Here is a 26,660-nt window from a genome sequence, read left to right as displayed (position 1 = left end):
GTTATTTCACTTCTTTAAAATAATCTTTATAAAATCCGCCAATCCGATTGCTGTTGTCGATAATGAAATAGAACTCATCTGTTTCATTTTTGACTTCATACTGTTTACCTGGGGTTAATTTGCCGTGGACAATAAATTTATCGGCGTCAGCATGCACACATTCAATTTTTTTAATGGTTTCGGTCTCTTCCCAATTTAAGTGAATCACGTTTATCTCCCCCCCCTGTTTAGTTTACATAATAATATTATTGTTAATTTATTCAAAAAGGTGTAAGTAATTTTCGTAGCCCTGTTCTTTCATCTCTTCTTTTGGAATAAATTTCATGGCGGCTGAGTTCATGCAGTAGCGCAATCCGCCTTTATCTTTTGGTCCGTCATTGAATACATGCCCCAAGTGTGAATCGGCTTGTTTGCTTCTCACTTCGGTCCGGATCATGCCATGGCTTGTGTCGGTTTTCTCCTCAACTTGGTATGGATCGACCGGTTTTGTAAAGCTTGGCCAGCCGCAGCCCGCATCAAATTTATCCTGTGAGGAGAACAGTACATCACCCGAAATGAGATCAACATATATTCCTTCTTCTTCATTGTTCCAGTATTCATTATCAAAAGGACGTTCCGTGCCGTTTTCTTGTGTGACACTGTACTGGATTGGGGTGAGTTTTGCTTTTAACTCGGACTTATCGGGATTCTGCTTCCAGTTTTGATGAATAAAGTCTTCTCTTCCTGACCCCTTTTTGTACAGCCGATAATGAAAAGACTGCTTTTTATAGTAGTCCTGATGTTCCTCCTCTGCTCTGTAAAAAGTTTTCGCAGGGAGAATGGGTGTAACAATCGGCTTAGAAAACTTACCGCTCTCCTCCAGCTGTTGTTTGGATTGTTCTGCAATTTGACGCTGTTGTTCATTTTGATAGAAAATAGCTGTCTGGTAAGATTCCCCTCTATCATTAAATTGACCGCCGGCATCGGTCGGGTCAATTTGCTGCCAAAACGTATTGACAAGTTCTTCATAAGGCATGATGTCAGGATTAAATGTGATTTGGACTGCTTCCACATGGCCGGTTGTATCCGAACAAACCTGTTCGTATGTCGGGTTTTCGACGTGTCCGCCTGTATAACCTGAAACGACACTTTCGATCCCCGGACGTTCATCAAACGGCTCCACCATACACCAGAAGCATCCACCTGCAAATGTAGCCAATTCAGTCGTCATAGTATACCTCCATTCACGATTATCCTATCCTTATTTTTTCGTTTTTAACAGAAAAAATCAAATCGTCTGCTTGAATTGGACTTATTAATTTTGCAGGATTTTTTAAATAAATAATTTGGGAGTTGATTCACCCGGTTTTTCCGAATCAATCTCTGTTTCGGCAGATGGGACTTCTTGATATGCATCTGCTGCTTCTTCCTCACTCTCAAGCTTGTTTTCACTTTCCGCATTTTCATCAGCGTCATCTTCATTCAACGCTTTCATTAGTTTAAACAGCATTGGCAGGTTTTTTACCATTGGCCCGTATTGCTGTACAATCGGGGCCGCATGCTGAACCACATTTAATACTTGCTGCACATTCGTAAGTTTTTGTGAAAAACCACTGAGCCGTTCCGGTGATAACAGACTTTGTGAAGCTTGAGGTGATAAAAATTGCTGTAATCCCTTAGATGCCGGTTGTTGGGGCGGCCTTCCCGGAAAAAATTCCTGATGCGGCATTATGCCATTCATAGGACGCTGTTGCTGAATAGGCCATACCATTATGATCCTCTCCTTCCGCTAAATTTACATGCGGGATAAAGTCACTTAGGTTATTGTACGTGGTCAATATGCATTAGTGTAGGCACTTATCCGTGAATTCATTTAAAAATGGTATGATTTAGTATTAACAGCAGATGCATCACCTGAATGATAAAAAACAGGCTGTAAATCACGGTCACTTTTGCTGCAATCTAAAATCCAATAGGTCTCTACAGCACATGATCGGAAACCGTATATCCCATCTTTTATTATGTTGGTCAAAGGTTGTAAATATGCCGATTTCATAAAATGGTGGTTCCCCTCTCATAAGTGAATATTTCCCGGGCAACCGCACGAGTCAACATAATGCTACAATATTAACATGGAATTTTGCCGAAAAATCAGGAATACAGTAATTTTATTTGTGTTTGAATGCAAATGCTGAATATCTCCAGTTAAAAATTGATCAAACGTTTGTTTAATTTTTTTCGCATTGTTATGTCACCGGTCTTCACTGGGAATATTATATGGTGTGACTGCATTTTTAATGGAATACGAACATATGTTTTTATATAATGGTATTTGAGGTGAAGAAAATGCCAAGAGATCGTGGGAGTATCAAATGGTCATCATTAATGCTGCCGGAACATGTGGAGTTGTTAAAAGAAATGTGGCAACATGATGGAAAAACACTCAAACCAACTGTTGATGAGCAGCAGACAGCATTGTTGGATGATCAACTGCTGGAGGCGTTTGAACTGCAATCTCCTGTTTGCCTGCGTATTTATGAAAACGGTGGTATCACTGAGCGAACGGGAATGATAAAAAAGCTTGACAGTCAAACAAACAGCATTCTACTGAAGATATCCGATCAATCCAATAAACGAATCGCGTTTCACGATATATTATCACTCACATTTATATAAAAGGCTCCGGTCATTCCGGAGCCTAATCCATATTATTTAGTTTATAGGCTTCCCATAGCTGGTCAAAGGCAGCTAAAGCATTGGCGAACGGACTGTTCCATTCCAGGTAGCTGCTAATTTCATGATAGTCCGCAGAATGTTTCGGGAAATCATGATCATAAAATATCCAGTCAGCGAGACGGCTTTTATCATCTGGCTCTTTTTTCCCTCTATAAGTCAATGAATAATGATAAAATGAGCGCATGTCACAGAACACCTCACTACTCAGGCATGGTTATTTTCCATGAACTCCTCGTGCTTTTTCAGCTTTTTGCGATAGATGATTTGGGAAAGAAAGATACTGATTTCGTATAAAAGAACTAACGGTATCGCCACAACAATTTGTAAAACAAAATCAGGCGGTGTAATCAGTGCACCGACAATGACAAGTATCAGATAGGCATACTTGCGCATTTTCCGCATGAAGTGCGGTGTGATAATCCCAAGCCGGGTAAGAAACATCGCAATAATTGGTATTTCAAAAAATAAAGCAAACGGTATAACAATTCGGAATAATAATTTAAAATATCGGTCGTATGTAAATATTTCGTTGAACATGCCATCATTTAATGAAAGCAAAAACGGTATAACCAGTTCGACAAAAATCAAATAGCCAAAAACAATACCTGTAACGAACAGAATGAAGATAACCGGTACATACATTAATGTCACTTTCTGTTCTGGCCTGGTTAAACCAGGTTTTATGAATAGCCAGATTTGCAGACATAATATTGGTAACGTACCTGTTATAGCGATCACACCTGCCAGCGTCAAATAAACGGATATAAGATCAGTCAGACCAGTGACACTCAACTTGAATGGCAAATCAGCTTCAATGAAACCATAAATTTCTTCAATATACATAAATCCTGCTGCAAAAAATATAACAAAAACTACTGCTGTCACAATAAGCCGGTTTCTCAATTCAGATAAATGCCCTACCACATTCATCTCTTTTTCATTTTGAAATTGCTCCTCAGACATTTGTCCACGCTCCTATTCCCAGCACAAAAGAAGATGTAAGGTTATTCCCCTACACCTTGTGAATAGCTTATTTCTTTGATGATGGATCATTGCTGGCATCATCCGAACCGATTTCTTTTGTCGCATTCTTGAATTCCTTCAGTGAACTGCCGACAGCCTTACCGATTTCGGGTAATTTGGATGGACCGAAAACGATTAATGCAATGATCAGAATCAAAATTAGACCAGGAATGCCAATATTGCCTAATCCCATCTATTATCACTCCGCATGATTATTTATTTTGATCATCTTTTACGATATCTTTCGTTTCTTTAACCTCATTCGATACATCACCGGTTAAATCCTGTGCCGATTTCTTGAATTCACGCAACGTATTTCCAACAGCTTTTCCAATTTCCGGCAGTTTTTTGGGTCCGAAAATAATCAATGCAATCACTAAAATCAGGATAAGCCCCGGAAAACCAATATTAGCCATAGAAGCACCTTCTTTTTATGTACTTAGTATGATGTTTAATGCAACACTGCATACACATTATCTGTAACTAAAATGACAATCATCAAATTCTGAGAACAATTAATAAACTGTCATAAGTTTAACATGTTCCTCCCTGTTAGACAACTAAAAAATGGCTTTAGGCTACAACTATGTCAACCGTTTGGCTTCTTCGTACTGCTCCGGATCATTCATATTAAAAAAATGCTTGTCGACAATTGTATCCGGAATTCCTGGAAATTCTGTTACATAATTGACATGAATGTGCTCAAACAGCGTCCGGATTTTTCGCTGATTTCTATCCAGCAGTTTCCTGATGTGCGGCAGTACATTTTTCGTATATATGCCTGACAGAGGATGCATTCTTTCATGATACACCGGGATGACTGCATCGGCGTCATATAGTGACTGAAGCAGATACTGATAAACATCCCGATGAATAAATGGCATATCGCACGCAACAAAGAGATAAACATCTGCATCAATGTGCGAAAGCGCTGTTTCTATTCCGGCCAGCGGTCCCTTGTTTTGATATCTGTCCGGATATACTGCCAGTCCAAGAAAACGGTAAGTTTCTGGATCGTTCGCAATGACTGCTGCATGGTGGCTGCATTTTTTTAATTCATCAGCTATATGTGTAATAACAGGTTTTCCGTCCATTTCCAGTAATGATTTGGTTGTTCCCATCCGGGATGATTTGCCGCCCGAAAGAATGACACTACAGATATGCATGCGCATACACCCTATCGATCGTATTGCAGGAAATAATAGTCATAAGGATTTTTACTGTCCTTTTCCCCTTTTTCCTTAGCTGTTAACTGCCATTGACTTTCCGAAAAATCGGGGAAGTATGTATCCCCTCGAAAAACGTCATCAACCAAGGTGACATACATGCGATCTGCATATGGCAGGAATTGCTTGAAAATATCGCCACCGCCGATGACAAAAAATTCATCAGCCGGATGCTGTTTGTTCCATGTTAAAACGGTACTGATGTCATGGATCACGTCTACTCCGCCGGGAAACGGATTGTGCTGTTTTGAAATCACAACATTATTGCGGTTTGGCAACGGTCTCCCGATTGCTTCATACGTTTTCCGTCCCATAATAATCGTATTTTCAGTCGTTTTTTGTTTAAAAAACTTTAAATCATTTGGTAAGTGCCATGGCAAATCATTTCGGTAACCAATGACACGGTTGCGATCCATGGCCACAAGCAATGATATCATCTGGCATCGCCTCCCTTTATCCGTTTAGACTGCGATTGGTGCCTTAATTGAAGGATGCGGGTCATAATCAAGTAATTCAAAATCGGACAATTCGAAGTCGAAAATAGAATCCTTTTCCTCATGAATCTTTAGTGTCGGCAATGGCCTTGTATGACGGCCCAGTTGAGTTTTCACCTGCTCGGCATGATTCGTATAAATATGAGCATCACCTAAAGTATGAACAAATTCCCCTATTTCCAGATCACATTCATGAGCTATTAAGTATGTGAGCAGTGCATAACTTGCTATATTAAATGGAACACCTAAAAAGATGTCGGCACTGCGCTGGTATAGCTGACATGATAGTTTTCCGTCCGCAACATAAAATTGGAATAACGTATGGCAAGGCGGCAAGGCCATATTTGGCACGTCTTCCGGGTTCCATGCTGACACAATATGCCGGCGTGAATCCGGGTTGTGGCGGATTGAGTGAATGACTTCTTTTAACTGATCGATGGTTTCATTTTGCGAGGTCTTCCATGCCCGCCATTGTTTTCCGTATATGTTGCCTAGATAGCCGAACTTTGCCGAGAATGCGTTGTCATTCAAAATATTTCTCTTGAAGATATTCATTTGTTTACGGTAAATTTCAGCAAATTCGGGATCCCGCTGACTGCGATTTCCGAAGTCGCTCATATCTGGCCCATCATATTCATCGCTTTCGACCCATTGTTTGAAAGCCCATTCGTTCCAAATATTATTGTTGTGCTGCAGTAAATACCGGATATTTGTATCACCTTTCATAAACCAGAGCAATTCACTGGCAATTAACCTGAATGGAACTTTTTTAGTCGTTAATAGCGGAAAACCGTCACGTAAATTAAATCGCATTTGCTGACCGAATACGGAATAGGTGCCCGTATTGGTCCGGTCCGTCTTTTTTGTGCCATTTTTGAGTATGTATTGACATAAATTCAAGTAACCTTGTTCACCTGTCATCATATTTCTCACCTCATAGTGCAATCTTAATATAAATCCTTTTTTGTATCACTACAATTTAATCTATTGTAACACAATCGTAAACTGGCTAGCGCATAATCAGGCTAGAAAAGACATAAATCTTAAAAAGCAGTCATACATGAAAGGGGATATTTGCATGCTAAATGGTACTATCGAACATGTAGTGAAACAATCGGTTTTGTATAGCTACGTGTTAAGTCAGCCGTTTGCGGTCTATGTCGATGCATATCCTGTACTTCAAAATGAGCAGCTATTGGAAGCAGAGCAGCAATTACAATACGGACAACACGGGGAAACCGTTAGAATCCTACAGCAAAAGCTGAATAAATTATCGTATTTTGATGATAAAATTGATGGCGATTATGGTGTCCTGACAGAACATGCATTAAAAAAATTCCAGGCAAATCATGAATTGAAAATCACTGGTCAGGTAAATATGAAAACGTTAAATACGGTTATTGACGAAGAAAAGAGACAATACAAAGAACAGTTGGAAGACTTGTCCGGTTCAATCCATCCGGGCATGGAAAGCTCAGATGTTAAAATCGTCCAGCGTGCACTCGAATATTTTGGTTACTATAAAGGGGAAATAGACGGTATTTATGGACCGCTTACCCAGCAGGCTCTTGAAGCAGCCGAAGAGGAACATGACACGGAACTAATTGATCATGATGCACTGAAAGCATTATATGAGGATGATCAGTCTGAACAGCAAAATCAACAGCAAGATGAACAGGAAGGGAAACAGGATGAAAAACAAACAACAAAAGAGGAATCATCACATGAAGCAAAACAAGTTGAGGTAAAAAGCACAAATTATCCGCAGGCAATTGAAGCCGCTCGAAACCAGATCGGCACGCCATACGTATGGGGTGGTGAATCACCAAGCGGGTTTGATTGCAGCGGATTTATTCAGTACATTTTTCAGGTGGAGGGTATCTCCCTGCCACGCACGGTAAGTGATACATGGAATTTTACAACACAGGTTGAGAGCCCATCAGTAGGGGATCTGGTCTTTTTTGAAACATATAAACCGGGACCTTCTCATATGGGGATTTATATTGGTGATGGGCAATTTATACATGCAGGAGAATCCCGCGGTGTTGAAATCAGCAAAATGAATAATTCCTATTGGGAGAAACGGTATTTGGGCGCCGGAAGAGTTCAATAAACAATCACTGGAAGGCTCCGCCCAGGACGTGCCAGTGCAGGACATGAGTGATTGTCACCACATTCTTTGTCTTAGGGAGATGGTTGCACCGGGATAAATATTTCATCTTTTTTGAATAAAATCCGTCTTTGTCACAAAACCTATCCATATAACACGATAAAGGCGGGATATTAATGAGTGGATTAATCGTAAAATTAATCGTATGTCCAATTGCCGTATACATTGCTTCATGGATTTTCCCCAATGTCGACTTTGGATATTGGTACCAGCCGATCATACTTGGTGTTGTGTTAGCTTTTGTAGGTTATTTTATGGAAAGAGCGATGTTACGGGAAGAAACGAATTGGCTTAGTGTCGGCATGGATTTTATAGCCAGTACACTGATTGTCTATTTTGGCGCTATGTTATTTGCTGATACAGCCGTAACTTTTTTTGGAGCCATTTTGACTGGAGCCTTGTTGGCAGTAACGGAGATTTTCCAGCATAACTGGCTGTTGTCTCATGACAGGATTGAAAAAGAGGAAACTGTACGTGAGTAATTGGATCGGGCAGATGGTGTGACACCATCTGCCTGATGTTGTTTGCCACGTTATTGCCATTCCGCGAAGAATTGCTCTAAATACGCTTCCATGAATCGGTGCCGTTTATCAGCCACTTTTTTAGCGGCAGCCGTGTTCATCAAATCTTTAAGAAGTAATAATTTATCATAAAAATGTTGAATGGACGTGTTACGTTGGTTCCCCTCCTGATCATGCCAGAGCAACTGTCCATTGGCAGCACCATATGCAAAAGTCCGTGCAATGCCGATTGCCCCGATTGCATCCAGCCTGTCAGCATCCTGAACAATTTTTCCTTCTAATGTATCTGGAATCCGCCCTCCATTGAATGAGACATCTTGTACAGCTGTTTTGATGGCACTGATTTCTTTATTTGTACAAATGGATTGCAAGAAAGTATCCATTTTATGAATGGCCTGGTTCCTGACGGAGAATAATTTTCGGTCACCTATATCATGGAGCCATGCAGCCGCTTCACAGATGAATGGATCTGCCTGTTCGCGGATTGCTAAATTGTTTGCCATACGAGCGACACGTTCCATATGGAAAAAATCATGACCGGTTACATCGTCGTTAAATATGGTATATACATAATCCTGAATGGCATTTAATTGATCAGCTTGATTCATTAAAACAATCCTATTACCTTTCCGTCCTGATCAACATCCATATTGAGTGCAGCTGGTTTTTCGGGCAATCCCGGCATGGTCATCATGTTTCCGGTCAGCACAACAATAAAACCGGCTCCAATCGATGGTCGCAATTCCCTGATTGTCACCGTGAAATGTTTAGGTCTTCCCAGTAAAGCCGGATCATCCGATAGCGAATATTGTGTTTTCGCCATACAAACCGGCAGTTTCCCCCATCCTTGCTGTTCATAAAATGCAAGCTGTTTTTTTGCTGTTTGTGAGAGCTCAATATCGTCAGCACCATAGACTGCTTGTGCAATTTTCCTGATTTTTGACTCTAGTGAATCATTCAAATCGTATACATAATTCAAATGCCCTTCAGAGGCATCTGCCTTTTCAACAACTTTCTCGGCAAGTTCAGTTCCGCCTTTGCCACCATTTGCCCAAACATCCGTTAAGGCGACATCAATATTTTTCGACTCGCACCATGTCTTAATAAAGTCAGTTTCAGCCTTCGTATCAGTAGGAAATTGATTTATGGCAACGACAAATGGCAATCCGAACATTTCAATTGTTTCAATGTGTTTCTCCAAGTTTCCCATCCCTGATTTCAGCGCTTCCATATTTTCTGATTTGAGGTCATCACGTCCAGCACCCCCGTGCATCTTTAAGGCGCGGACAGTGGCGACGATCACGACTGCATCTGTGTCCACTTTCCCGGCACGTGATTTGATATCCAAAAACTTCTCAGCACCAAGATCAGCTCCAAATCCCGCTTCCGTTACGACATAATCGCTCAGTTTAGCAGCTGTTTTGGTTGCCATTAGACTGTTGCATCCGTGTGCAATATTGGCAAATGGCCCGCCATGAATAATGGCTGGCGTGTTTTCGGTAGTCTGAACCAAGTTTGGCTTCATCGCATCTTTCAACAGGAGTGTAAGTGCGCCTTCTACTTTTAAATCCTTTACTGTAACAGGTTTTTCATTGTATGTATAGCCAATCACAATGTCAGCGATTCTTGCTTTTAAATCCTCAAGACTTGTTGCCAGACATAAAATGGCCATTATTTCCGAAGCAACGGTGATATTAAAGCCGTCTTCTCTTGGTACACCGCGTAAAGGACCGCCCAATCCAACAACAATTTGTCTCAGTGCACGATCGTTTATATCCATCACCCGTTTCCACTCAATACGGCGCAGGTCAATGTTCAATGTATTTCCTCTATAGATATGATTGTCAATCATGGCAGAAAGTGCATTATTAGCAGTTGTGATCGCATGCAGGTCTCCTGTAAAATGAAGATTGATATCCTCCATTGGCAAAACTTGTGAGAATCCACCGCCTGCTGCGCCTCCCTTCATGCCCATAACCGGTCCTAATGATGGTTCACGCAAAGCGATTATTGCTTTCTTATCTATTCTGTGAAGTGCCTGTCCCAACCCGACCGTTACAGTTGATTTACCCTCGCCGGCGGGTGTTGGATTGATCGATGTCACTAAAATAACTTTGCCGTCGGGTTTATCATGAAGTTTGTTCAGTAACGCATCAGAGAGCTTTGCTTTCGTATGTCCATATGGCTCCCAGTCTTCCGATTCCAGATTCAATCTCTCTGCAATATCTGCAATTGGCTTCAGTTCAGTATTCTGTGCTATTTTGATGTCCGTTTTCATTTAAAAGCTCCCTCCCAATCAATTTACTTCCAGTGTAACGTAACAATTGTGTTTTTAACACACTTATTTAATATTTCGTGAAGTGGTTTCATATAATTCTGAAACTTATTGTTATATGCGAAAAAAAATCGAAATTCATAAAGGCATTTTCTTGACTGAAGGACTAAAATGAGCTATATTAGAACACAAGCAAAGAAGATGTATGGAATCATTAATGACAAGCGGCTTCTATGGAAGTGGATGCAATAGTGATCCAGCACTTCTATGAGATGCTGCTTTTTAAATTCTGTTTGTCTGCTTTGTATTAACACGTTTTACGTGAAAGTTTTTAGGAGGCTTATTTACAATGGAAAATGGCGTAGTAAAATGGTTTAATGCGGAAAAGGGCTATGGCTTCATTCAGGTTGAAGAAGGAAACGATGTATTTGTCCATTATTCTGCCATCCAGGAAGAAGGATTCAAAACGCTGGAAGAAGGTCAGAATGTTACTTTTGACATCGTAGAAGGCGAGCGCGGCCCGCAAGCTGCAAACGTTGTTAAACAATAAATTAAATCGAACCATATATACGAGCGGTAATCTGACATGGATTACCGCTTTTTTTGGTTTGGTTTTTCTTGTCTTTCAGGATGTGTCACCGTATAATGGTTTCTGTTATAACATCACCGCGGTTCGCAAACTCCCGCGTTATCAAAACTAAGGAGGTATCCAAAATGCCAAATGAACTTATTTGGGTTTTATTTGCACTTGTTAACTTTACGTTATTATTAATTTTTTATCGGATTTTTGGGAAAATGGGTCTGTATGTGTGGATCGGAATGGCCACTGTAGTTGCCAATATACAAGTCCTGAAAACCGTTGAGTTGTTTGGACTCACTGCAACGCTGGGAAATATTATTTATGGTACAGCATACCTTGCCACAGATATTATGAACGAAAAATATGGAAAGGGTGACGCTAAAAAGGCTGTATGGCTCGGTTTTTCAACGTTAATCGCCATGATTATCATGATGCAGATTGCCCTTCAGTTTCAGCCTGGTCCGGATGATTTTGCACATGAAGCACTCACAACATTGTTTGAAGTAATCCCACAAGTTGCTTTAGGCAGTTTAGCAGCGTATATCGTCAGTCAATATTTTGACGTATGGGTTTACAATCAATTCAGGAAAATATTCCCTTCAGATAAATTCCTATGGCTCCGCAATAATGGCAGTACAGCCATCAGTCAACTCCTGGATTCTGCTATCTTTTGTTCGGTCGCTTTTTTCGGTGAATACCCTTTTTCTGTCTGGCTGGAGATTTTCCTCACAACGTATATCATCAAGTTTATGGTTGCACTTATGGACACACCGTTTATGTACGCGGCAAAACACATGCATAAAAAATAAGATAGCTGCGGCTTGCAGCTATCCTCATGTTTTCTTTTCTAAGTTACTCTGGTTAAAGCTTTTTCCTCACGCGGAATTCTGATCCTTAATAACAGCAGATGAAAAATCGGAAATATAAATGCTGTCAGCTGTGCCCCTACAAGAAGGGGAATGACGAACAGCTCAATCGCTACAATTATATAATTAGGATGTTTGATATATTTGTATGGACCCTTCTTAATAAGTGCTACTCTCGGCAACACAATTACCTTTGTGTTCCAAAATCTCCCTAACGTATGAATACACCAGATTCTTCCTGCCTGTGTTGTCAAAAAAATCACCAGCAGTACATAATTCATGTCGTTGAACAGACGATCTTTGAATGCGGTTTCGACCATGATGGATATAAAAAAACTGCAGTGCAGCAGTATAAACCACTTGTAATGTTTCTCTCCCTTTTCAATGCCTCCGATATGCTTCATCCATTTTTCATTACGTTTAGCAATGAACAGTTCAACAACGCGCTGTAAGATGACGGCCATGATAAAAATCCACATCCAAGTAGTCATGTTTCATTCCACTCCAATAATATTAGTTCTGAGCTGAATCCCGGTCCCAAAGCTGATAAGACACTTAGTGCATTTTCGGTGATATCTTCCTGCATCCATTCATGCAATACGTATAAAACTGTTGCTGAAGAAATATTACCGTGATTTCGCAGCACGTTATGCGAATGTTTAAACTTTGGCTGCGAAACCTGTAAAACGTCTTCCATTGCTTCCAAGACTTTTTTGCCCCCAGGATGGGCGATATAGGAATGGACGGTCTGACTGTTGACATTTATCTTATCCAAAAATGTATCAATGTGCCGTTGCCAAAAGGTGTGCACAAGCGCTGGGATATTTCTGGAAAAGACTACCTCCATTCCGTTATTGGTCATATTCCATCCCATGATATGATTACTTCTTTTCTTCGTGGCAGAGCTGGTGTTTACAATACGCGGTTTCGTATGCTTGCTATATGACAAATATGCAGATTGATCGCCCATGAGAAATGCTGCACCAACGCCATCCCCAAACAGCGCCGTACCAACCAGATTGCTCTTCTGAAGATCATCCTTTTGGAACGTGAGACTGCACAATTCACAACAGACGATTAACACATTTTTATCAGGATGTGCTTTAATCCAATCGTAAGCACGCGAGAGACCGATAGCACCTCCTGCACAACCCAGTCCCCACAATGGCATTCGGGCTGTATCTTCTGTAAAGGGACGTTCATTCATGATGTATGTATCCAATGAAGGTGTTGATATGCCAGTACTGGAAACAAAAATAAACATATCGACTGCTTCGTATGGAATCGCTTTGTTTAAAAATTGTAGATTGGTTAAACAGGAATCGATGGCCTTTAATGCGTATTTGATTGCAAGTCTGTGATAAAGATCATTTTTTTCTTGGAATGTGTGATGTTTTTGGAACCAGTCTGCTTCTACTGCAAGTTGCCTTTTATCGATTTGGGCATGATCGAAAACAGGTAAAAGCCGTTCAATTATTGTTGATTCACGGCTGCCGAAGATTTCCCTGACTAAGGTTTTGACCTTTGTCTGGGATATTTCATATGGAGGAATGCCTAAGCCTACTGAGCTGATCAATCTCACATCCTCCCCTTTCTAAACCTAGACATGCTTCGGACTTTAGTTTGGATGGTTTCATAAAAAATATTCAGGTTTTTGAATCATAACTAAAATAAAAGGGCAATATCATGAATAAAAAAACCAGGGAATTGATCCTCTGGTTTACGACTTAACAAATCCTATTGTTTTCTACCATAATATTGATAATAATTGGTTTGAATGAACCCGTTGAACAGCTTTCGTTTCTTGGCAGCTTTTCGGCCGTAAGCCTGTTCAAATGGTTCAAACGCGGTCAGTATATAGACACTCCATGACGGGTGGTCTTTCATGATTTTTCCCAGTTCCTGATATATTCCCGCAACAGCTTCCCTATCACCGATACGCTGTCCATATGGCGGATTTCCTATTAAATACCCGTTCGTTTTCCTGATAAACAGATCCTTCGCCTGCATTTGCTTCCAGGAAATAAGATCGCCAAGTCCTGCTTCTATCGCATTCTCCTCAGAAATATCAACCATTTTATGGTCAATATCTGATCCGGTTATATCGAGTTTCTGATCATAATTGGCCTTGTCCTCGACTTCTTCAAACGCTTCTTTCCAGTAACGGCTTTTTACCCATTCCCAACCTTCAGAAGCGAATTCCCGATTAAATCCGGGTGCAATATTCTGACCAATTAATGCTGCTTCAATTGGGATTGTTCCGGATCCGCAAAAAGGATCAATGAACGGATAGTCAGGTTTCCAGTTGGTCAACAAGATTAATGCTGCTGCCATCGTTTCCTTTAATGGCGCCTCACCCTGTCCGGTACGATAGCCTCGTTTGTGCAGTCCAGTACCAGATGAATCAATGGTTAAAACCGCATCGTCTTTATGAATCGCCACTTCAACTTTATACAAGGCACCTGTTTCCGGCAGGTTACCCGCTACCCCGTATTTTAACTTTAATCGTTCGGCAATTGCTTTTTTCACGATTGCCTGGCAATCCGGGACACTGTGCAGGGTTGATTTTACGGATTTTCCCGAAACAGGAAATTTACCCTGTTCCGTAATAAAATGTTCCCATGGCAATGCTTTTGTTGCTTCAAATAACGCATCAAATGTAACGGCTTTAAATTGCCCCACCTGCAGTTTGACACGATCAGCACTTCGCAGCCATAAGTTGCAGCGCGGAATTGCTGATACTGGTGCATTGAACATGACTTTTCCGTTTTCAACTGTTACATCATAACCAAGCTGTTTAACTTCTGTCGCCACAACTGATTCAAGTCCCATTGCAGCTGTTGCGATTAACGTAATATCATCAGTCATATGTATTTCCTTTCGTTCTCCGATTTATAATCAGTACCAGTTTACCACACCAGCTGAGCAAATAAAAAACCTTTCTGACAGAATCAGAAAGGTTTCCGATAACAATTTTAAAGACCATTGAATACTTGATAAGCCATGTTCTGTTCCGCTGTACTTGCACGGTGGTCAGCCTTGTACATCGGTCGTAATCATCTATCTACAAGTATTTTCCGGTACTTGTCCCTTTTTCAGTTCATTTTCCCTAATCAAGGGTGCCCCTACCAATATTTGGGTTGCTCACTCGTGGGGTTTACCGCGTTCCATTCGGACTGTTTCCAATCCGACTGCGTCACTGTGGCACTTTCAAGTGTACTCATCCATGTCTTTCGAGTTAGGAATTTTCCACTGCCGTTAGCCATTAAGACTACCTTGACTTATGATTTCGTCAAGCACGAACACTACAGGCGTCACAGCCTGTGTGAGCATGGACTTTCCTCTGTATATGTGGCATATACAGCGATTACGCAAGCATCCAATCATTTTCTATCAACAATTATAGCATATTCAGCCATGATATTCACTGGTAAATTCAAACATCACTCAGAATCATCGTATTTCTTGCCGAATACTGCTTTCTCAAGATTAGATACCCGTTTTAATATATCATAATTGACCTGATGGTTTGGTGCCGATGACCGGCTCCTAGTTTGATCGGATTGTTTTCTGAGCCGTTCATTTTCCTGCCGCAGCTTCTCAATATCCTGCTGGAACGCCTCATAATCCTGAATCACCGTGTCAAGAAATTCATCGACTTCTTCCTGATTATAGCCACGCATTGCAGTTTTAAATTCTTTTTCCAGTATATCTTTTCCTGTCAGCTGAATCCGATTTGCATTCATGTTTCAGTCACCTCAGATTTTTCATTTTTAACCATTTCAAAACGATTCAAAAAGCATGTCCAATTATATCTTTATTTCTGTTCATATGTATATATGCATTTTATTATCTCTTATTTTATAGTATAACATGATTACAATTCATTGTCTTATGAATACGTGCATAAAAAAGAAGCTGATGTTTATCAGCTTCTATCACCCAAGTCATCCGGCTGGAAGGAAAATGGCAATAATTCTTCCATTGTTACCGTTTTGGTATGATGATCTACGTTTGTCAGGTGAATCTTCATGTCACTGTCAAAAAACTCACTCATCACCTGCCGGCAGGATCCGCATGGAGGAACAGGCCGCTCCGTATCAGCTGCAACTGCCATTTCGGTGAAAGCATATTCTCCATCAGCAATGGCTTTAAAGATGGCTACCCGCTCTGCACAGCAACTGACTGGATAGGCTGCGTTTTCTATATTGCAGCCTGTATAGATTTTTCCTGAATGGCTTAACAATGCTGCACCAACAGGGAATTCAGAATACGGTACATATGCTTTATGTTTGATGTCCGTTGCTTTATCGACTAATTCTATGTTGTTCACTCTTTTCCCCCTCGTCTTAAGTAAATGGAAGGAAATTATACTTGAAAGCGCTACTTTTGTAAAGCACTTTAGTTATTGTTGCAATTCAGACAGGAGCTGGTCAAATATATAATGAACGGAGTGGTTTAACTCCATATATCGTTTTCGTTTGACATCAACATAATAACTATTCAGTAAAAGTAACTCCATATTTTCCCGTGTTGATGTTACCTGCTGGGGATGAAGGTTCACTTTCCGTTCTTTGACAGACTGGAGTGTTTTCTCTTCCCATTCGGCCAGCATTGCATAAACCGGCTCTGTGCGTTCCTTGACCATTTGAAAAAATTGCTTATCTTTTTTACTTTCAGGAGGATTATTGTCTTCGTATATAAGCCTTAATTGTTCCAGATCCTGCTTAAGCTGTCTGGTTTGCTGTTCTAAGTTCATACCATATCCTGCTCTCTTCTATTTTTCCTGATAGACTTATTTTATCATTCAGCCGGTTAAAAAGCATCTGTTATGACAGCCTTTTTTTCGAATGATTATAAGTAAACCGACTGGGTACAAGTTTTTTGATCTTTATTTGTTGCTTTCGATGCAGTTTGTTTACTGTATATGTTATGTGATGAAGTTTCTGCTGCTGGGTTTCATAATGATCCTGTATGCGATTGTCAGTTATCATGGTGATTTTTTGTTCCATTAAACGCAGCTGATCAGCCATGTCCGATAATGCATTTGTAAATTCCCGCTTCTGATTTCCATCCACTTTTTGACCTAATGTTGTCACTTTTATCATGCTATACACCCTCACTATATTTATTAATCACTATTTCGGTATAAAATCTGACTTCCCTTCCCTTTCGACAAAACTAGAAGAATAATGGCAAAACTAGTGTAAATTCACTGCAGTTTAGCCAAACTAACCAGTGTAAGGAGGTATCATTATGGTCAAAAGAAAACCATCCGAGCAAAAGACTGCAAAACACCACCAGAAAAAAGAAAATCGAAGCCGAAGCAAGAAATTAGACGGTCCAAATCGTCCATCTACCTAAACATCAATAAAAAAGGATTTGTCTGTCACAAATCCTTTTTTACATAAATAGGTCTTTTATGTGGTAATAAACATACATTAATTTTCGTCTGTTATAAAATGATTGTTTAATGTGCGGATCAGGATTTTCGGGATTATACTTGGTCCAATGATGCTTGATACCCCCTTTTCTATACCAATCTTTTCGAATAATATCTTGATGGGTGATGACCGGATAAACCATACGCAAGAGAGGCGCCTTTTCCGTTTGTATATTGAGGAACTTTTCGTAATCCCATCGTGATCCTGTATGCTCAACAGATCGTGCAAATTTAAGTAATGGATCATATACTCGGGGATGAAACATGATGGATGCAATCTTCTTTCCTAACGCAATGCGTTTGTCAATGTTTGTAAAATCATGTACAAAAGCACCATATAGCCGATTTGATTTGGTTGGTATAATGATGGCATTTAATAATAAAATGTCCTGCAGAAGGTATGGTGGACGCCAAAAAACACGATACTTAAAATAATCCTGGTTAATGACAGGACGTTGGATGACGTTTTGTTCATTGATAATTAACGCAAGCAATAGGCGTTTTTTATCATGATGTTCCCAGAAAAGTTCCCATTCCTGCTGCATGTACCGGGATACGTTGAGTTCAGGAAATAAATGGAAAAGTGGTTTATTGAGATTTAAAGAAAGCTGATAGACCAGTAATTGCGGATAGGCATCTGAGAAAATGAGCCAGTTAGCACGTTCATATGTCATAAACAGTCGCTTCCGCTGGCTGTTGGAGAGCATTTTCCGGAGTGGTGAAAGCCATAAATCGGTCATATTCCAGCCCGCATTACGGGAAACCATACTTGCGACGAATGCCCACTTTATCTCGGGAAAAGCCATATAAAAGTTTTGATAAGCTTTTGTCCGGGAAATGTTATCTAAATTGTGCTCATTTGTTTCAAATATTATATAATGAAGATGGTCAGCTTTTCCCCGGGCAGCAACCATATTACGACCTCATTTCTTAAATAATATAGTCAATTTCCGCGATTTTTGGTATGATACGGTAATACCATTAGGGGGAGAATACTACATGCATTATCCAAACGGAAAGAAAAACAATGGGTTCCACCAGCCTTCCGCAACAAATCGCTCAATGGGGTTCAGTAACCGGGGGATGACGCTGGAGGAGGATATAAATGCGACAAACAAGTTTTACCGGGATACGAATAAAGCTGTTATTCATAAAAAACCGACGCCGGTACAGGTTGTTAACGTCCATTATCCCAAAAGAAGTGCTGCCGTCATAACAGAAGGATATTTTAAGCAGCCTTCCACAACGGACTATAATGGTGTGTATCGAAGCCGGCATATCGATTTCGAGGCAAAGGAAACCAAAAATAAAACCAGATTTCCGCTTGCCAATATACATGCACATCAGATTAATCACATGAAATCCATATTAAATCATGGAGGTATTTGTTTTTTAATTATTCGATTTTCCGTTTATAATGAAACATATTATATACCTGCTGAAACATTTTTCCCATTCTGGGATGGACAATTTAACGACGGGAAAAAATCGATACCGTATGAGACAATACAAAACAAGGGATACAAAATTCCCTTTCATCTTCAGGCAAGGGTTGACTATTTGGCTATGATTGACCAGCTTTATTTTTAGATTGGAGGAGAATGAGTTATGGCAACAAACGGCCAATCTCGTACAGCAAGAAGGAAGCAAAAAAAAGCTGCAAAAAAACCGCTATGGAAAAAAATACTAATGATAACCGGTATCGCCATACTGGCTATTGGAATCGGTGTTGGAGCACTGTTCACCTATTATATTGCCACAGCACCGGAAATTGATGCATCAAAATTGGATACACCGTATTCATCAAAAATATATGATAAGGATGGTGAGTTGTTTGCCGATCTGGGAGCTGGTGAACAACGAACCAAAGTAGAATATGAAGAACTGCCGCAAGTGCTGGTAGATGCTGTACTGTCAACTGAGGATTCGCGATTCTTTGACCATCCCGGCGTTGACATATGGCGGGTTGGTGGTGCTGTGGTTGCGAATGTAACGAATGGATTCGGTTCAGAGGGTGCCAGCACCATTACCCAGCAACTGGTTGAACAGTCCTTCCTGTCGCCGGAAAAGGAAATTAGTATCAAAGTTCAGGAAATGTGGCTTGCCTTAAAACTGGAAAGAGAGTATTCCAAAGAAGAAATACTGGAAATGTATTTAAATAAAATTTATTACGGAAACAGAGCATATGGCGTCGGAAAAGCGTCAGAGCTTTATTTTGGAAAGACTGATCTCGATGAACTGACGCTGCCTGAAGCTGCCATTCTTGCCGGCTTGCCGCAGCGTCCATCCGCATATAATCCGTTTGAAAATCCGGATTTAATGAAAGATCGGATGAACACCGTGCTGAATCTTATGGTAGAAAATGGAAAAATCTCAGAAGATGAAGCTGAAGAAGCCAGACAGGTGGATATCCCTTCCCTGCTGACCGATAATACACCTGATCCAACACCATATCAGGCATTTTTGCAGCAAGTGCGTAAAGAAGTTGAGGAAAAGGTTGATGGGGCCGATATCTATACAGACGGTCTGGAGATCCATACAACGATTGATAAGGATGCGCAGGAACATGTGGAATTTCTGCTGTCAGACGAAGAGGATAACCCGATTAATTATCCGGAACCTGTCACGGACGAGGATGGTAATGAACACGATATGGAGGCAGGTATGACAGTGCTTGATACGGAAACCGGAGCGATCCGTGCCATTGGAGGTGCCCGCGGAGGCGTGGAAAATGACGGGCTGAATTATGCAACAGATATAAGCCGGCAGCCCGGATCTACATTTAAACCGATTATGGACTATGGGCCTGCCATTGAAGATAACCAATGGTCAACGTATCATCAGCTGAATGATGACGGACCATACGACATCGCTGGAAGTGATCAACAGATTAATACGTGGGCCGGTCAATATTATGGATGGGTCTCAATGCGTTATGCACTGCAGCAGTCACTGAACGTGCCAGCTGTCAAAACGTATGAAGAAATCGGCTCCGATAGGGCCAAACAATTTGCAGAAAGTCTAGGCATTGATATCGGTAATACAGACATGATTTTTACTGATGCGATCGGCGGCGGGAAAGTTGGAACAAATCCGCTTGATCTTGCCGGTGCCTATCGAGCTTTTGCCAATGGTGGTATTTATAATGACCCTTATGCGGTTAAAGAAGTTAAATTCCCGGACAATGGCAGAACCGTTGATTTAAAACCGGAACCAGAGGCAGCCATGTCCGAGTCTACGGCATACATGATAACAGATATGCTTAAGACCGCTATTTCAGAAGGAACGGGGGCACAGGCGAATGTTCCCGGACTGCCGGATGCCGGCAAAACAGGTACGACCACACACGATGAAGTAGAAGGTTCTCCGGATTCCTGGTTCAGCGGTTACTCGACAAATTATACGATTTCGATTTGGACCGGTTATAATGATAATAATATAACATTGCCGGATACGAAGATTCCGCATGCCTTATATAAAAACACGATGTCAGAACTATCACAGGACATTGAAACAGAGAACTTTACAAAACCTGACTCTGTCGTGGAAGTGCCGGTAGAAAAAGGATCAAGACCTGCTAAATTACCAAGTGATTATACACCGGAATCCGAAATAGTTACAGAATTGTTCGTTAAGGGAACGGAACCAAATGAAACTTCAGAGCAATTTGATCAGCTGGATCCGGTAGAAGGGCTGGATGCATCATTTGATGAAGATTCAAGAGCGATTCAAGTTGAATGGGATTATGATTCAGAAGAAGATGTGTCCTTCGAAGTAAGCGCCAGTGTCGACGGTGATCAGATGCAAGGTCTATCTTCCACTGGGGATACGTCGATGGAAATTTCCAATGTTGAGCCAGGAACAACATACGAAATTCAAGTTGTTGCTGCTGATAATGATTCAGAAGCAAACACCAGCGAACCTGCGACAACAACCGTTCAGGTGCCTGAAGATGATGCGGAAGAGGAAGAAGAAAATGAGGATGAGAATGAGGATGAGAATGAGGATGAAAACGAAAGAGGCAATATTCCACAGGTTAGCGGCTTAAATGCCAGTCCTTCCGGTTCAAATATAGAGATTTCCTGGCAGTACAATGGTCCGCCGGCACAATTTGAAGTAGCTGTTTCACAAGGTGGCAGCCAAATCCAAACGCAAATGGTCGGTTCAGAGGGAATCGTAATTGAAGGTGAGGGTGTTCAACCAGGGCAAACCTATACGATAACTGTGACGCCTGTTGGCCAAAGAGGTGCTAATCAGGATGTCAGAGGGGAACAGGCAAGAACAGAAGTTACAATGCCTGGCGATGATGATTCGGATAGATCTGAAGATGGTGGTGAGCCTGGAGGAACGTAAAATTTAAAACAAATAAAATAAAGAGGCAGTATCACAGAAAGGATGATACTGCCTCTTTTTTCATATTATTTCTCAGCCATTTCCGCTTTTCTTATTCGTTTTTGTCCTTCCCGGCACAAATCCAGCAGCGGGCATTCCGGACATTGCGGATTACGCGCTTTACAATGATATCGGCCGAAGAAAATCATCCGATGATGTGTATCAGCCCACTCATCTTTCGGCACTTTTTTCATTAAGGTCTGTTCCACTTCCAAAACGGAATCCTTCCAGCGGCAGATTGCCAAACGCTTAGCCACACGCTCCACATGTGTATCAACCGCAATTGCTGGTTCCTTGAATGCGACTGATGCAACCACATTAGCAGTTTTCCGCCCTACTCCAGCAAGCTTCATGAGTTCAGCTTTTGTTTTTGGCACTTCCCCATTATAGTCATCGATCAGCATTTGACAGAGCTTGCGAATGTTTTTCGCTTTATTACGGTACAGACCGATTGATTTGATATCCTGCTGCAACTCTTCCAGCGGTACTGCCAAATAATCCTCTGGCGTTTTATATTTTTTAAATAATGAAGCCGTTACTTTATTGACCAAGTTATCCGTACATTGAGCGGATAATAATACTGCAATGACAAGTTCAAAAGGATTATCATGATTCAGTTCACATTGTGCTTCCGGATACATCTCCTTCATGACATCCAGACAGTGCTGAACCTGTGATTTGTTTAGCATCCCCTTATTCCTCCTCCAGCCAGTTATAATAAATCGACGTATCTCGTTTTTGGGCAGCAGGATCATGTTTAGCAGCCTGATGCTCATGGAAAGCCTTACTTGCGTCACGAGCCTGCTCAACGGAATGGATCCCTTTCTTTTTCCAATCCCTAAGAATTCGATCAATGTATTTAAAATTCAGTTTACTCATCAGTACAGACTCTCTTAAAGCCGCTTTTATAAGGGAAGTTGCAAGCCCATCTTCATCCAGCCATGTATTGATCATTTCAATCTCAAATGGCGAAAGCGGCCTGCCAAATTCCTGTTCAAACAGAATGAATATCGTGCCCTCATTTTGCGTATCTTCCTCTTCTTTTTCCGCAAAAAGTGTTTCCCACAATGGATTAAGTCTATATGCTTCAGTGATTTGATGATGTTCATTTTCCAATTGCTCAATGGATAAAAAGTTTTTCTGAATAAGTTTGCGTAAAATATTGGCACATTCTTTTTCACTGATTGTTAAGTGGCTTGCCAGCTCATTTGGCGTCGGAAAATCATTATTTTCCTGCAAAAAACGGAGCAGCTGTACAATAACCATAACTTCCTGTTCGTTAAGGCCTAACTTTACATATTGATCAAGTAATTGAACAGGAATTTGCACCTGATTTAATAATATATCCTGAAATGAAATGAATTTTGTCATATATGGTACACCTCATTTCTAAGTATAGCACGTTTATGCAGCCGCAGATATAAATGAAACATCCAACAGTGAAGCTTGCTGTTATTCTCACTATTGGAGCGGAACAAAGGCTAAAACCGCTACGTCGTGTTGCAATGCCTTTGTGACCTGCATCGTGCAGTCCCGAACAGAATCGGGCAATTACGCAGTTGCCCCTATCCAAACGGCTTTGTAAACGTGAATGTCGGAGTTGAGGGTCTTACTGCCCGTTAAATGCGGGATAAAAATCCCCTGCTGACCATGCAAGGGATTGTGATTAAAAACATTCAGCTATTAAGGATATAGACGGTTCAGCAACCTTGGGAATGGAATGGTTTCACGGACATGTTCCACACCTGCGATCCAGGCGACTGTTCGCTCCAGACCCAATCCAAAGCCTGAGTGTGGCACACTTCCATATTGCCGTAATTCCAAATACCATTTATAAGCAGGTCCGGTCAGTCCATGTTCTTCATATCGCTGTTCCATCAATTTCAGATCATCAATCCGCTGAGATCCGCCGATAATTTCTCCATATCCTTCCGGGGCAATCAGATCTGCACACAACACAACTTCTGGCCTTTCAGGATCGGGTTTCATATAAAATGCTTTTATATCAGCCGGATAATTAGTGATAAAGACCGGTTTTTCAAAGCTTTCAGCAATTGCTGTTTCATGCGGTGCACCGAAATCCTCTCCCCATTCGATATCGTCAAAACCTTTTTCCATCACCAATTCCATTGCATCATCATAGCTGATTCTTGGAAATGGTGCCTGAACAGCTTCAAGCTTTGATGTATCCCTGCCCAGTGTCTGCAGTTCAAGTTTACAATTTTCCAGAACGGATTGTACGACAAAACTGACGTATTGTTCCTGAATTTCCAGACTATCTTCATGATCGACAAATGCCATTTCCGGTTCGATCATCCAAAATTCAATCAAATGTCTTCTCGTTTTGGACTTTTCTGCACGGAAAGTCGGGCCGAACGAAAATACTTTACCAAACGCCATGGCTGCAGCTTCCATATACAGCTGACCGCTTTGTGACAGGTAGGCATCTTCATCAAAATATTTTGTATGGAAAAGTTCCGTCGTACCTTCCGCTGAAGATCCGGTTAATATTGGCGGATCAATTTTTACATAATCATGATCATTAAAGAACTGATACGTTGCTCTGATAATTTCATTACGGATTTTCATTACCGCATGCTGACGGCTGGAACGGAGCCACAAATGACGGTGATCCATTAAAAATTCAGTTCCATGTTCTTTTGGCGTTATCGGATAATCCACGGCATCCTGGATCAGCTTAATATCACTTACATGCATTTCATAACCAAATGGCGACCGTGAATCTTCGGCAATTGTACCGGTTATGTACATGGATGATTCCTGTGTCATATTTTTAGCTAGCTGAAAAACTTCATCTGTAACATCATTTTTTGCGACGACCCCCTGAATAAAGCCAGTGCCATCCCTCAATTGTAAAAAGGCAATTTTACCGCTTGATCTTTTATTGGCAAGCCAAGCGCCAATCGTTACTTCTTTTCCAGCATATTTCGGTACTTTTGATATCGTTGTTTTCAAAATACTCCCTCCAAGACTATGATTGATGATTCATAACAAATCGTTTTATTCGTTTTGCTGCTTCTTTTAATGCGTCAACTGATATAGCATATGATAATCGGACGTTTTCCGGAGCACCAAATCCGGTTCCTGGAACTAAAGCAACCTTTTCTTCCTCGAGCAGTGCTTTCGCCCATTCGTCAACAGAGTCAAAACCATTTTGTATGACGGCTTCTTGTACATTTGGGAACAAGTAAAATGCCCCTTTAGGTTTAACGCATGAAATCCCTTGTATATCAATTAATAAATCGTATAATATGTCGAGTCGTTCACTGAATATATGCCTCATTTCTTTGGTTGGCTCCTCGTTTGTGCTGTATGCGGCCAATGCTGCATATTGTGCAATCGATGTTGGATTGGAAGTTGAATGCGAAGCCAGACTGGTCATGGGTTTGATAATGTCGGATGGTCCGGCTGCATAACCAATTCTCCAGCCAGTCATGGCATGTGATTTGGAAACACCGTTAATTATAATCGTATGCTTTTTGAATGGTTCCGAAATTTCCGCGATTGATATATGTTTGTCATCGGTATAAATTAATTTTTCATAAATCTCATCCGATACAATTAAAACATTGTGTTCCAGGCAAATGTTCCCTAATTCCTGCAGCTCCTGACGGGTGTACATCATGCCAGTAGGGTTGCTTGGTGAATTAATGATGACTGCTTTTGTTCTGGGTGTAATGGCTGCTTTGAGCTGTTCCGGGGTTAGCTTAAAACCGTTTTGTTCCTTTGCTTCAAGGAATATCGGTTTTCCTTCAGCAAGCTTGACTTGTTCAGGATAACTTACCCAATAAGGTCTAGGCACAATGACCTCATCATCTTTGTTCAATAAAACTTGAAAAAGCGTATATAAAGCGTGCTTGGCACCAGTTGTAACTATGACTTCATCAGTTGTATATTCCAATCCATTATCACGTTTGAATTTATTGACAATTGCCTGTTTCAATTCGGGTATGCCACCGGCCGGTGTATATTTGGTGAATCCATTTCGCATAGCTTTTTCCGCTGCTTCCAGTATGTATTCAGGTGTATTGAAATCGGGCTCGCCGACACCCAGCCCGATTACATCATGACCTTGACTCTTTAGCTCTTTGGCTTTTGCTGTAATGGCCAATGTTGCAGAAGGTGTTAATGTCTTTACACGATTTGCCAGTTCCATTTAATCACGCTCCTCATTGTATAACCGATTAAAACGAAGTACTTCAATTCTTGAACCATCCGAAACAGATAAATATTCCAATACATATCGGCCTGTATTATCTTCATAAGTAAGCTCCCATGCTGGTCGTTCCTCATCCTCTGACATAATGGCTGGTGTTATGTCAATCAATGTACAGGATTGGCATTGACTGTTCCAATTGGCTCTGATCTTTTTTTTAGCTATCATTTCTGATTGATTCAGACTTATGATGTTGGATTGGTTTTGGTCGAACGGATAAAAAACAATTTTGGCTTCAGCATTATCCGTTTGTCCATAAACCGTATAATACGCCTTTTCACCGTGAAACCGTTCGATTTTGTTGATTGCAGTTAATTCGGTTTCCGCCAGCACCTGCTTCTCTATTTGTTCAAATGATCCAGTTCGGTTTTCCTGAACAGTGTAATACAAGTAAATTCCAAAAACCAGGAAAACAAGCAGCAGCAGACCGATTATTCCTAATATCCACTTCAACCAGCCAGGCATAGCGCTCCGTGAAATCTGATTATTCCTCATTGACATCATCCCAAATCAGGCAAAACCCTGATGTTCATATCCATTATTTGTCCTCCAGTAATAAATGCTGTATGTTTTATCATATTTTGTTACTCATAGTGCCTGTGGCGATGCGAACACTATAAGTAACGTTGAAAATAAATAAGCAAGATCATATTATATAGTATAACAAGCATGACGGTAAATTTGTTTCATTTTATTTATTTCAACAAAATTTTTTTCC

At 40.9% G+C, this 26,660-nt stretch carries 32 protein-coding genes and 1 other RNA gene; 7 read left to right on the top strand and 26 right to left on the bottom strand.

Annotation, left to right across the window (positions count from 1 at the left end; translation table 11 throughout):
- Position 1: 1 nt before the first annotated feature.
- The 3 genes from BM195_RS01845 to vrrA form a co-directional block, all read right to left on the bottom strand.
- Entirely contained in the window at positions 2-208 is a 207-nt protein-coding gene (locus tag BM195_RS01845; RefSeq protein ID WP_090232709.1) for a DUF6501 family protein, read from the bottom strand.
- Positions 209-256: 48 nt separating this feature from the next.
- On the bottom strand, positions 257-1,210 hold the full coding sequence (gene msrB / locus BM195_RS01840; RefSeq protein WP_090232707.1) for a peptide-methionine (R)-S-oxide reductase MsrB: 954 nt from the start codon (positions 1,208-1,210) through the stop codon (positions 257-259).
- Positions 1,211-1,312: 102 nt separating this feature from the next.
- Complete coding sequence (gene vrrA / locus BM195_RS01835) at positions 1,313-1,750, bottom strand: VrrA/YqfQ family protein (protein WP_090232704.1); 438 nt, start codon at positions 1,748-1,750, stop codon at positions 1,313-1,315.
- A 575-nt stretch (positions 1,751-2,325) separates the two neighbouring features.
- On the opposite strand from vrrA, the gene BM195_RS01825 reads away from it, so the two are divergent.
- The gene (locus BM195_RS01825) at positions 2,326-2,655 is read left to right on the top strand and encodes a YolD-like family protein (protein ID WP_090232695.1); all 330 of its coding nucleotides are present in this window, start codon (positions 2,326-2,328) and stop codon (positions 2,653-2,655) included.
- Positions 2,656-2,677: 22 nt separating this feature from the next.
- On the opposite strand, the gene BM195_RS01820 is transcribed toward BM195_RS01825, so the two are convergent.
- From BM195_RS01820 to BM195_RS01790, 7 genes are all read right to left on the bottom strand, one after another.
- Positions 2,678-2,899 (bottom strand): YozE family protein, encoded by a 222-nt coding sequence (locus BM195_RS01820; RefSeq protein ID WP_090232693.1) that lies wholly within the window; start codon positions 2,897-2,899, stop codon positions 2,678-2,680.
- Between the two features lie 20 nt (positions 2,900-2,919).
- Entirely contained in the window at positions 2,920-3,678 is a 759-nt protein-coding gene (gene tatC, locus BM195_RS01815; protein WP_090232691.1) for a twin-arginine translocase subunit TatC, read from the bottom strand.
- Positions 3,679-3,745: 67 nt separating this feature from the next.
- A complete protein-coding gene (tatA, locus tag BM195_RS01810; RefSeq protein WP_090232688.1) occupies positions 3,746-3,931 on the bottom strand; it encodes a twin-arginine translocase TatA/TatE family subunit in 186 nt (61 codons plus the stop codon).
- Positions 3,932-3,950: 19 nt separating this feature from the next.
- Positions 3,951-4,154, bottom strand: a complete 204-nt coding sequence (tatA, locus tag BM195_RS01805) for a twin-arginine translocase TatA/TatE family subunit (protein WP_090232686.1) — start codon at positions 4,152-4,154, stop codon at positions 3,951-3,953.
- Between the two features lie 168 nt (positions 4,155-4,322).
- Positions 4,323-4,904 (bottom strand): molybdenum cofactor guanylyltransferase, encoded by a 582-nt coding sequence (mobA, locus tag BM195_RS01800; protein WP_090232683.1) that lies wholly within the window; start codon positions 4,902-4,904, stop codon positions 4,323-4,325.
- Between the two features lie 11 nt (positions 4,905-4,915).
- Positions 4,916-5,401, bottom strand: coding sequence for a dihydrofolate reductase (locus BM195_RS01795; protein WP_090232680.1), 486 nt, complete (start codon positions 5,399-5,401; stop codon positions 4,916-4,918).
- A gap of 24 nt (positions 5,402-5,425) precedes the next feature.
- Positions 5,426-6,382, bottom strand: coding sequence for a thymidylate synthase (locus tag BM195_RS01790; RefSeq protein ID WP_090232677.1), 957 nt, complete (start codon positions 6,380-6,382; stop codon positions 5,426-5,428).
- Between the two features lie 154 nt (positions 6,383-6,536).
- Between BM195_RS01790 and BM195_RS18765 the strand changes: the two genes are divergently transcribed.
- Both BM195_RS18765 and BM195_RS01780 read left to right on the top strand, forming a co-directional pair.
- On the top strand, positions 6,537-7,571 hold the full coding sequence (locus BM195_RS18765; protein WP_090232674.1) for a C40 family peptidase: 1,035 nt from the start codon (positions 6,537-6,539) through the stop codon (positions 7,569-7,571).
- A gap of 173 nt (positions 7,572-7,744) precedes the next feature.
- Positions 7,745-8,110: a DUF2512 family protein gene (locus tag BM195_RS01780; RefSeq protein ID WP_090232669.1), complete on the top strand. Its 366-nt coding sequence runs from the start codon at positions 7,745-7,747 to the stop codon at positions 8,108-8,110.
- Positions 8,111-8,160: 50 nt separating this feature from the next.
- On the opposite strand, the gene BM195_RS01775 is transcribed toward BM195_RS01780, so the two are convergent.
- Both BM195_RS01775 and BM195_RS01770 read right to left on the bottom strand, forming a co-directional pair.
- A complete protein-coding gene (locus BM195_RS01775; protein WP_090232666.1) occupies positions 8,161-8,757 on the bottom strand; it encodes an HD domain-containing protein in 597 nt (198 codons plus the stop codon).
- Positions 8,757-10,427, bottom strand: a complete 1,671-nt coding sequence (locus BM195_RS01770) for a formate--tetrahydrofolate ligase (RefSeq protein ID WP_090232664.1) — start codon at positions 10,425-10,427, stop codon at positions 8,757-8,759. The genes BM195_RS01775 and BM195_RS01770 overlap by 1 nt, the downstream gene beginning before the upstream one ends.
- A 346-nt stretch (positions 10,428-10,773) precedes the next feature.
- Here BM195_RS01770 and BM195_RS01765 point away from each other — a divergent pair, with 346 nt between their 5' ends.
- Positions 10,774-10,974, top strand: coding sequence for a cold-shock protein (locus BM195_RS01765; RefSeq protein WP_010530780.1), 201 nt, complete (start codon positions 10,774-10,776; stop codon positions 10,972-10,974).
- Positions 10,975-11,138: 164 nt separating this feature from the next.
- On the top strand, positions 11,139-11,813 hold the full coding sequence (locus BM195_RS01760) for a queuosine precursor transporter (RefSeq protein WP_090232662.1): 675 nt from the start codon (positions 11,139-11,141) through the stop codon (positions 11,811-11,813).
- Positions 11,814-11,851: 38 nt separating this feature from the next.
- On the opposite strand, the gene BM195_RS01755 is transcribed toward BM195_RS01760, so the two are convergent.
- From BM195_RS01755 to BM195_RS01715, 9 genes are all read right to left on the bottom strand, one after another.
- Positions 11,852-12,361, bottom strand: coding sequence for an isoprenylcysteine carboxyl methyltransferase family protein (locus BM195_RS01755; protein WP_090232660.1), 510 nt, complete (start codon positions 12,359-12,361; stop codon positions 11,852-11,854).
- On the bottom strand, positions 12,358-13,452 hold the full coding sequence (locus BM195_RS01750; RefSeq protein ID WP_090232658.1) for a type III polyketide synthase: 1,095 nt from the start codon (positions 13,450-13,452) through the stop codon (positions 12,358-12,360). The genes BM195_RS01755 and BM195_RS01750 overlap by 4 nt, the downstream gene beginning before the upstream one ends.
- A gap of 155 nt (positions 13,453-13,607) precedes the next feature.
- Positions 13,608-14,738: a THUMP domain-containing class I SAM-dependent RNA methyltransferase gene (locus BM195_RS01745; protein ID WP_090232656.1), complete on the bottom strand. Its 1,131-nt coding sequence runs from the start codon at positions 14,736-14,738 to the stop codon at positions 13,608-13,610.
- Positions 14,739-14,862: 124 nt separating this feature from the next.
- Positions 14,863-15,249: RNase P RNA component class B (gene rnpB, locus BM195_RS01740), an RNA gene on the bottom strand.
- 64 nt (positions 15,250-15,313) lie between these two features.
- Positions 15,314-15,616, bottom strand: a complete 303-nt coding sequence (gpsB, locus tag BM195_RS01735; RefSeq protein WP_090232653.1) for a cell division regulator GpsB — start codon at positions 15,614-15,616, stop codon at positions 15,314-15,316.
- A 182-nt stretch (positions 15,617-15,798) separates the two neighbouring features.
- Positions 15,799-16,203, bottom strand: coding sequence for a cytidine deaminase (locus tag BM195_RS01730; protein ID WP_090232651.1), 405 nt, complete (start codon positions 16,201-16,203; stop codon positions 15,799-15,801).
- A gap of 72 nt (positions 16,204-16,275) precedes the next feature.
- The gene (locus tag BM195_RS01725) at positions 16,276-16,629 is read right to left on the bottom strand and encodes a DUF1798 family protein (RefSeq protein WP_090232649.1); all 354 of its coding nucleotides are present in this window, start codon (positions 16,627-16,629) and stop codon (positions 16,276-16,278) included.
- A gap of 70 nt (positions 16,630-16,699) precedes the next feature.
- Positions 16,700-16,978 (bottom strand): hypothetical protein, encoded by a 279-nt coding sequence (locus BM195_RS01720; RefSeq protein WP_090232645.1) that lies wholly within the window; start codon positions 16,976-16,978, stop codon positions 16,700-16,702.
- A 295-nt stretch (positions 16,979-17,273) separates the two neighbouring features.
- Entirely contained in the window at positions 17,274-18,227 is a 954-nt protein-coding gene (locus BM195_RS01715; protein WP_090232643.1) for a DUF2515 family protein, read from the bottom strand.
- A gap of 85 nt (positions 18,228-18,312) precedes the next feature.
- Between BM195_RS01715 and recU the strand changes: the two genes are divergently transcribed.
- On the top strand, positions 18,313-18,903 hold the full coding sequence (gene recU, locus BM195_RS01710; protein ID WP_090232640.1) for a Holliday junction resolvase RecU: 591 nt from the start codon (positions 18,313-18,315) through the stop codon (positions 18,901-18,903).
- Between the two features lie 18 nt (positions 18,904-18,921).
- Positions 18,922-21,666 carry a penicillin-binding protein 1A gene (locus BM195_RS01705; RefSeq protein ID WP_090232638.1) on the top strand — a complete coding sequence of 915 codons (2,745 nt, stop codon included), beginning with the start codon at positions 18,922-18,924 and terminating at the stop codon, positions 21,664-21,666.
- Between the two features lie 65 nt (positions 21,667-21,731).
- Here the strand turns inward: BM195_RS01705 and nth are convergent, their stop codons facing one another.
- The 5 genes from nth to BM195_RS01680 all read right to left on the bottom strand — a co-directional run bounded on the left by nth (position 21,732) and on the right by BM195_RS01680 (position 26,437).
- Positions 21,732-22,394: an endonuclease III gene (gene nth, locus BM195_RS01700; protein ID WP_090232635.1), complete on the bottom strand. Its 663-nt coding sequence runs from the start codon at positions 22,392-22,394 to the stop codon at positions 21,732-21,734.
- A gap of 4 nt (positions 22,395-22,398) precedes the next feature.
- A complete protein-coding gene (locus tag BM195_RS01695) occupies positions 22,399-23,076 on the bottom strand; it encodes a DnaD domain-containing protein (protein ID WP_090232633.1) in 678 nt (225 codons plus the stop codon).
- 312 nt (positions 23,077-23,388) lie between these two features.
- On the bottom strand, positions 23,389-24,681 hold the full coding sequence (gene asnS, locus BM195_RS01690; protein WP_090232630.1) for an asparagine--tRNA ligase: 1,293 nt from the start codon (positions 24,679-24,681) through the stop codon (positions 23,389-23,391).
- Between the two features lie 16 nt (positions 24,682-24,697).
- Positions 24,698-25,882 (bottom strand): pyridoxal phosphate-dependent aminotransferase, encoded by a 1,185-nt coding sequence (locus BM195_RS01685; protein WP_090232627.1) that lies wholly within the window; start codon positions 25,880-25,882, stop codon positions 24,698-24,700.
- Positions 25,883-26,437: a cell wall elongation regulator TseB-like domain-containing protein gene (locus BM195_RS01680; RefSeq protein ID WP_090232623.1), complete on the bottom strand. Its 555-nt coding sequence runs from the start codon at positions 26,435-26,437 to the stop codon at positions 25,883-25,885.
- Positions 26,438-26,660 lie beyond the last annotated feature (223 nt).

Origin of the sequence: Lentibacillus halodurans (genome assembly GCF_900112045.1) — a bacterium.
Classification (GTDB): domain Bacteria; phylum Bacillota; class Bacilli; order Bacillales; family Amphibacillaceae; genus Lentibacillus; species Lentibacillus halodurans.
The sequence above is the reverse complement of the archived record's forward strand: the minus strand, read 5'-3'. Positions and strand labels throughout refer to the sequence as shown.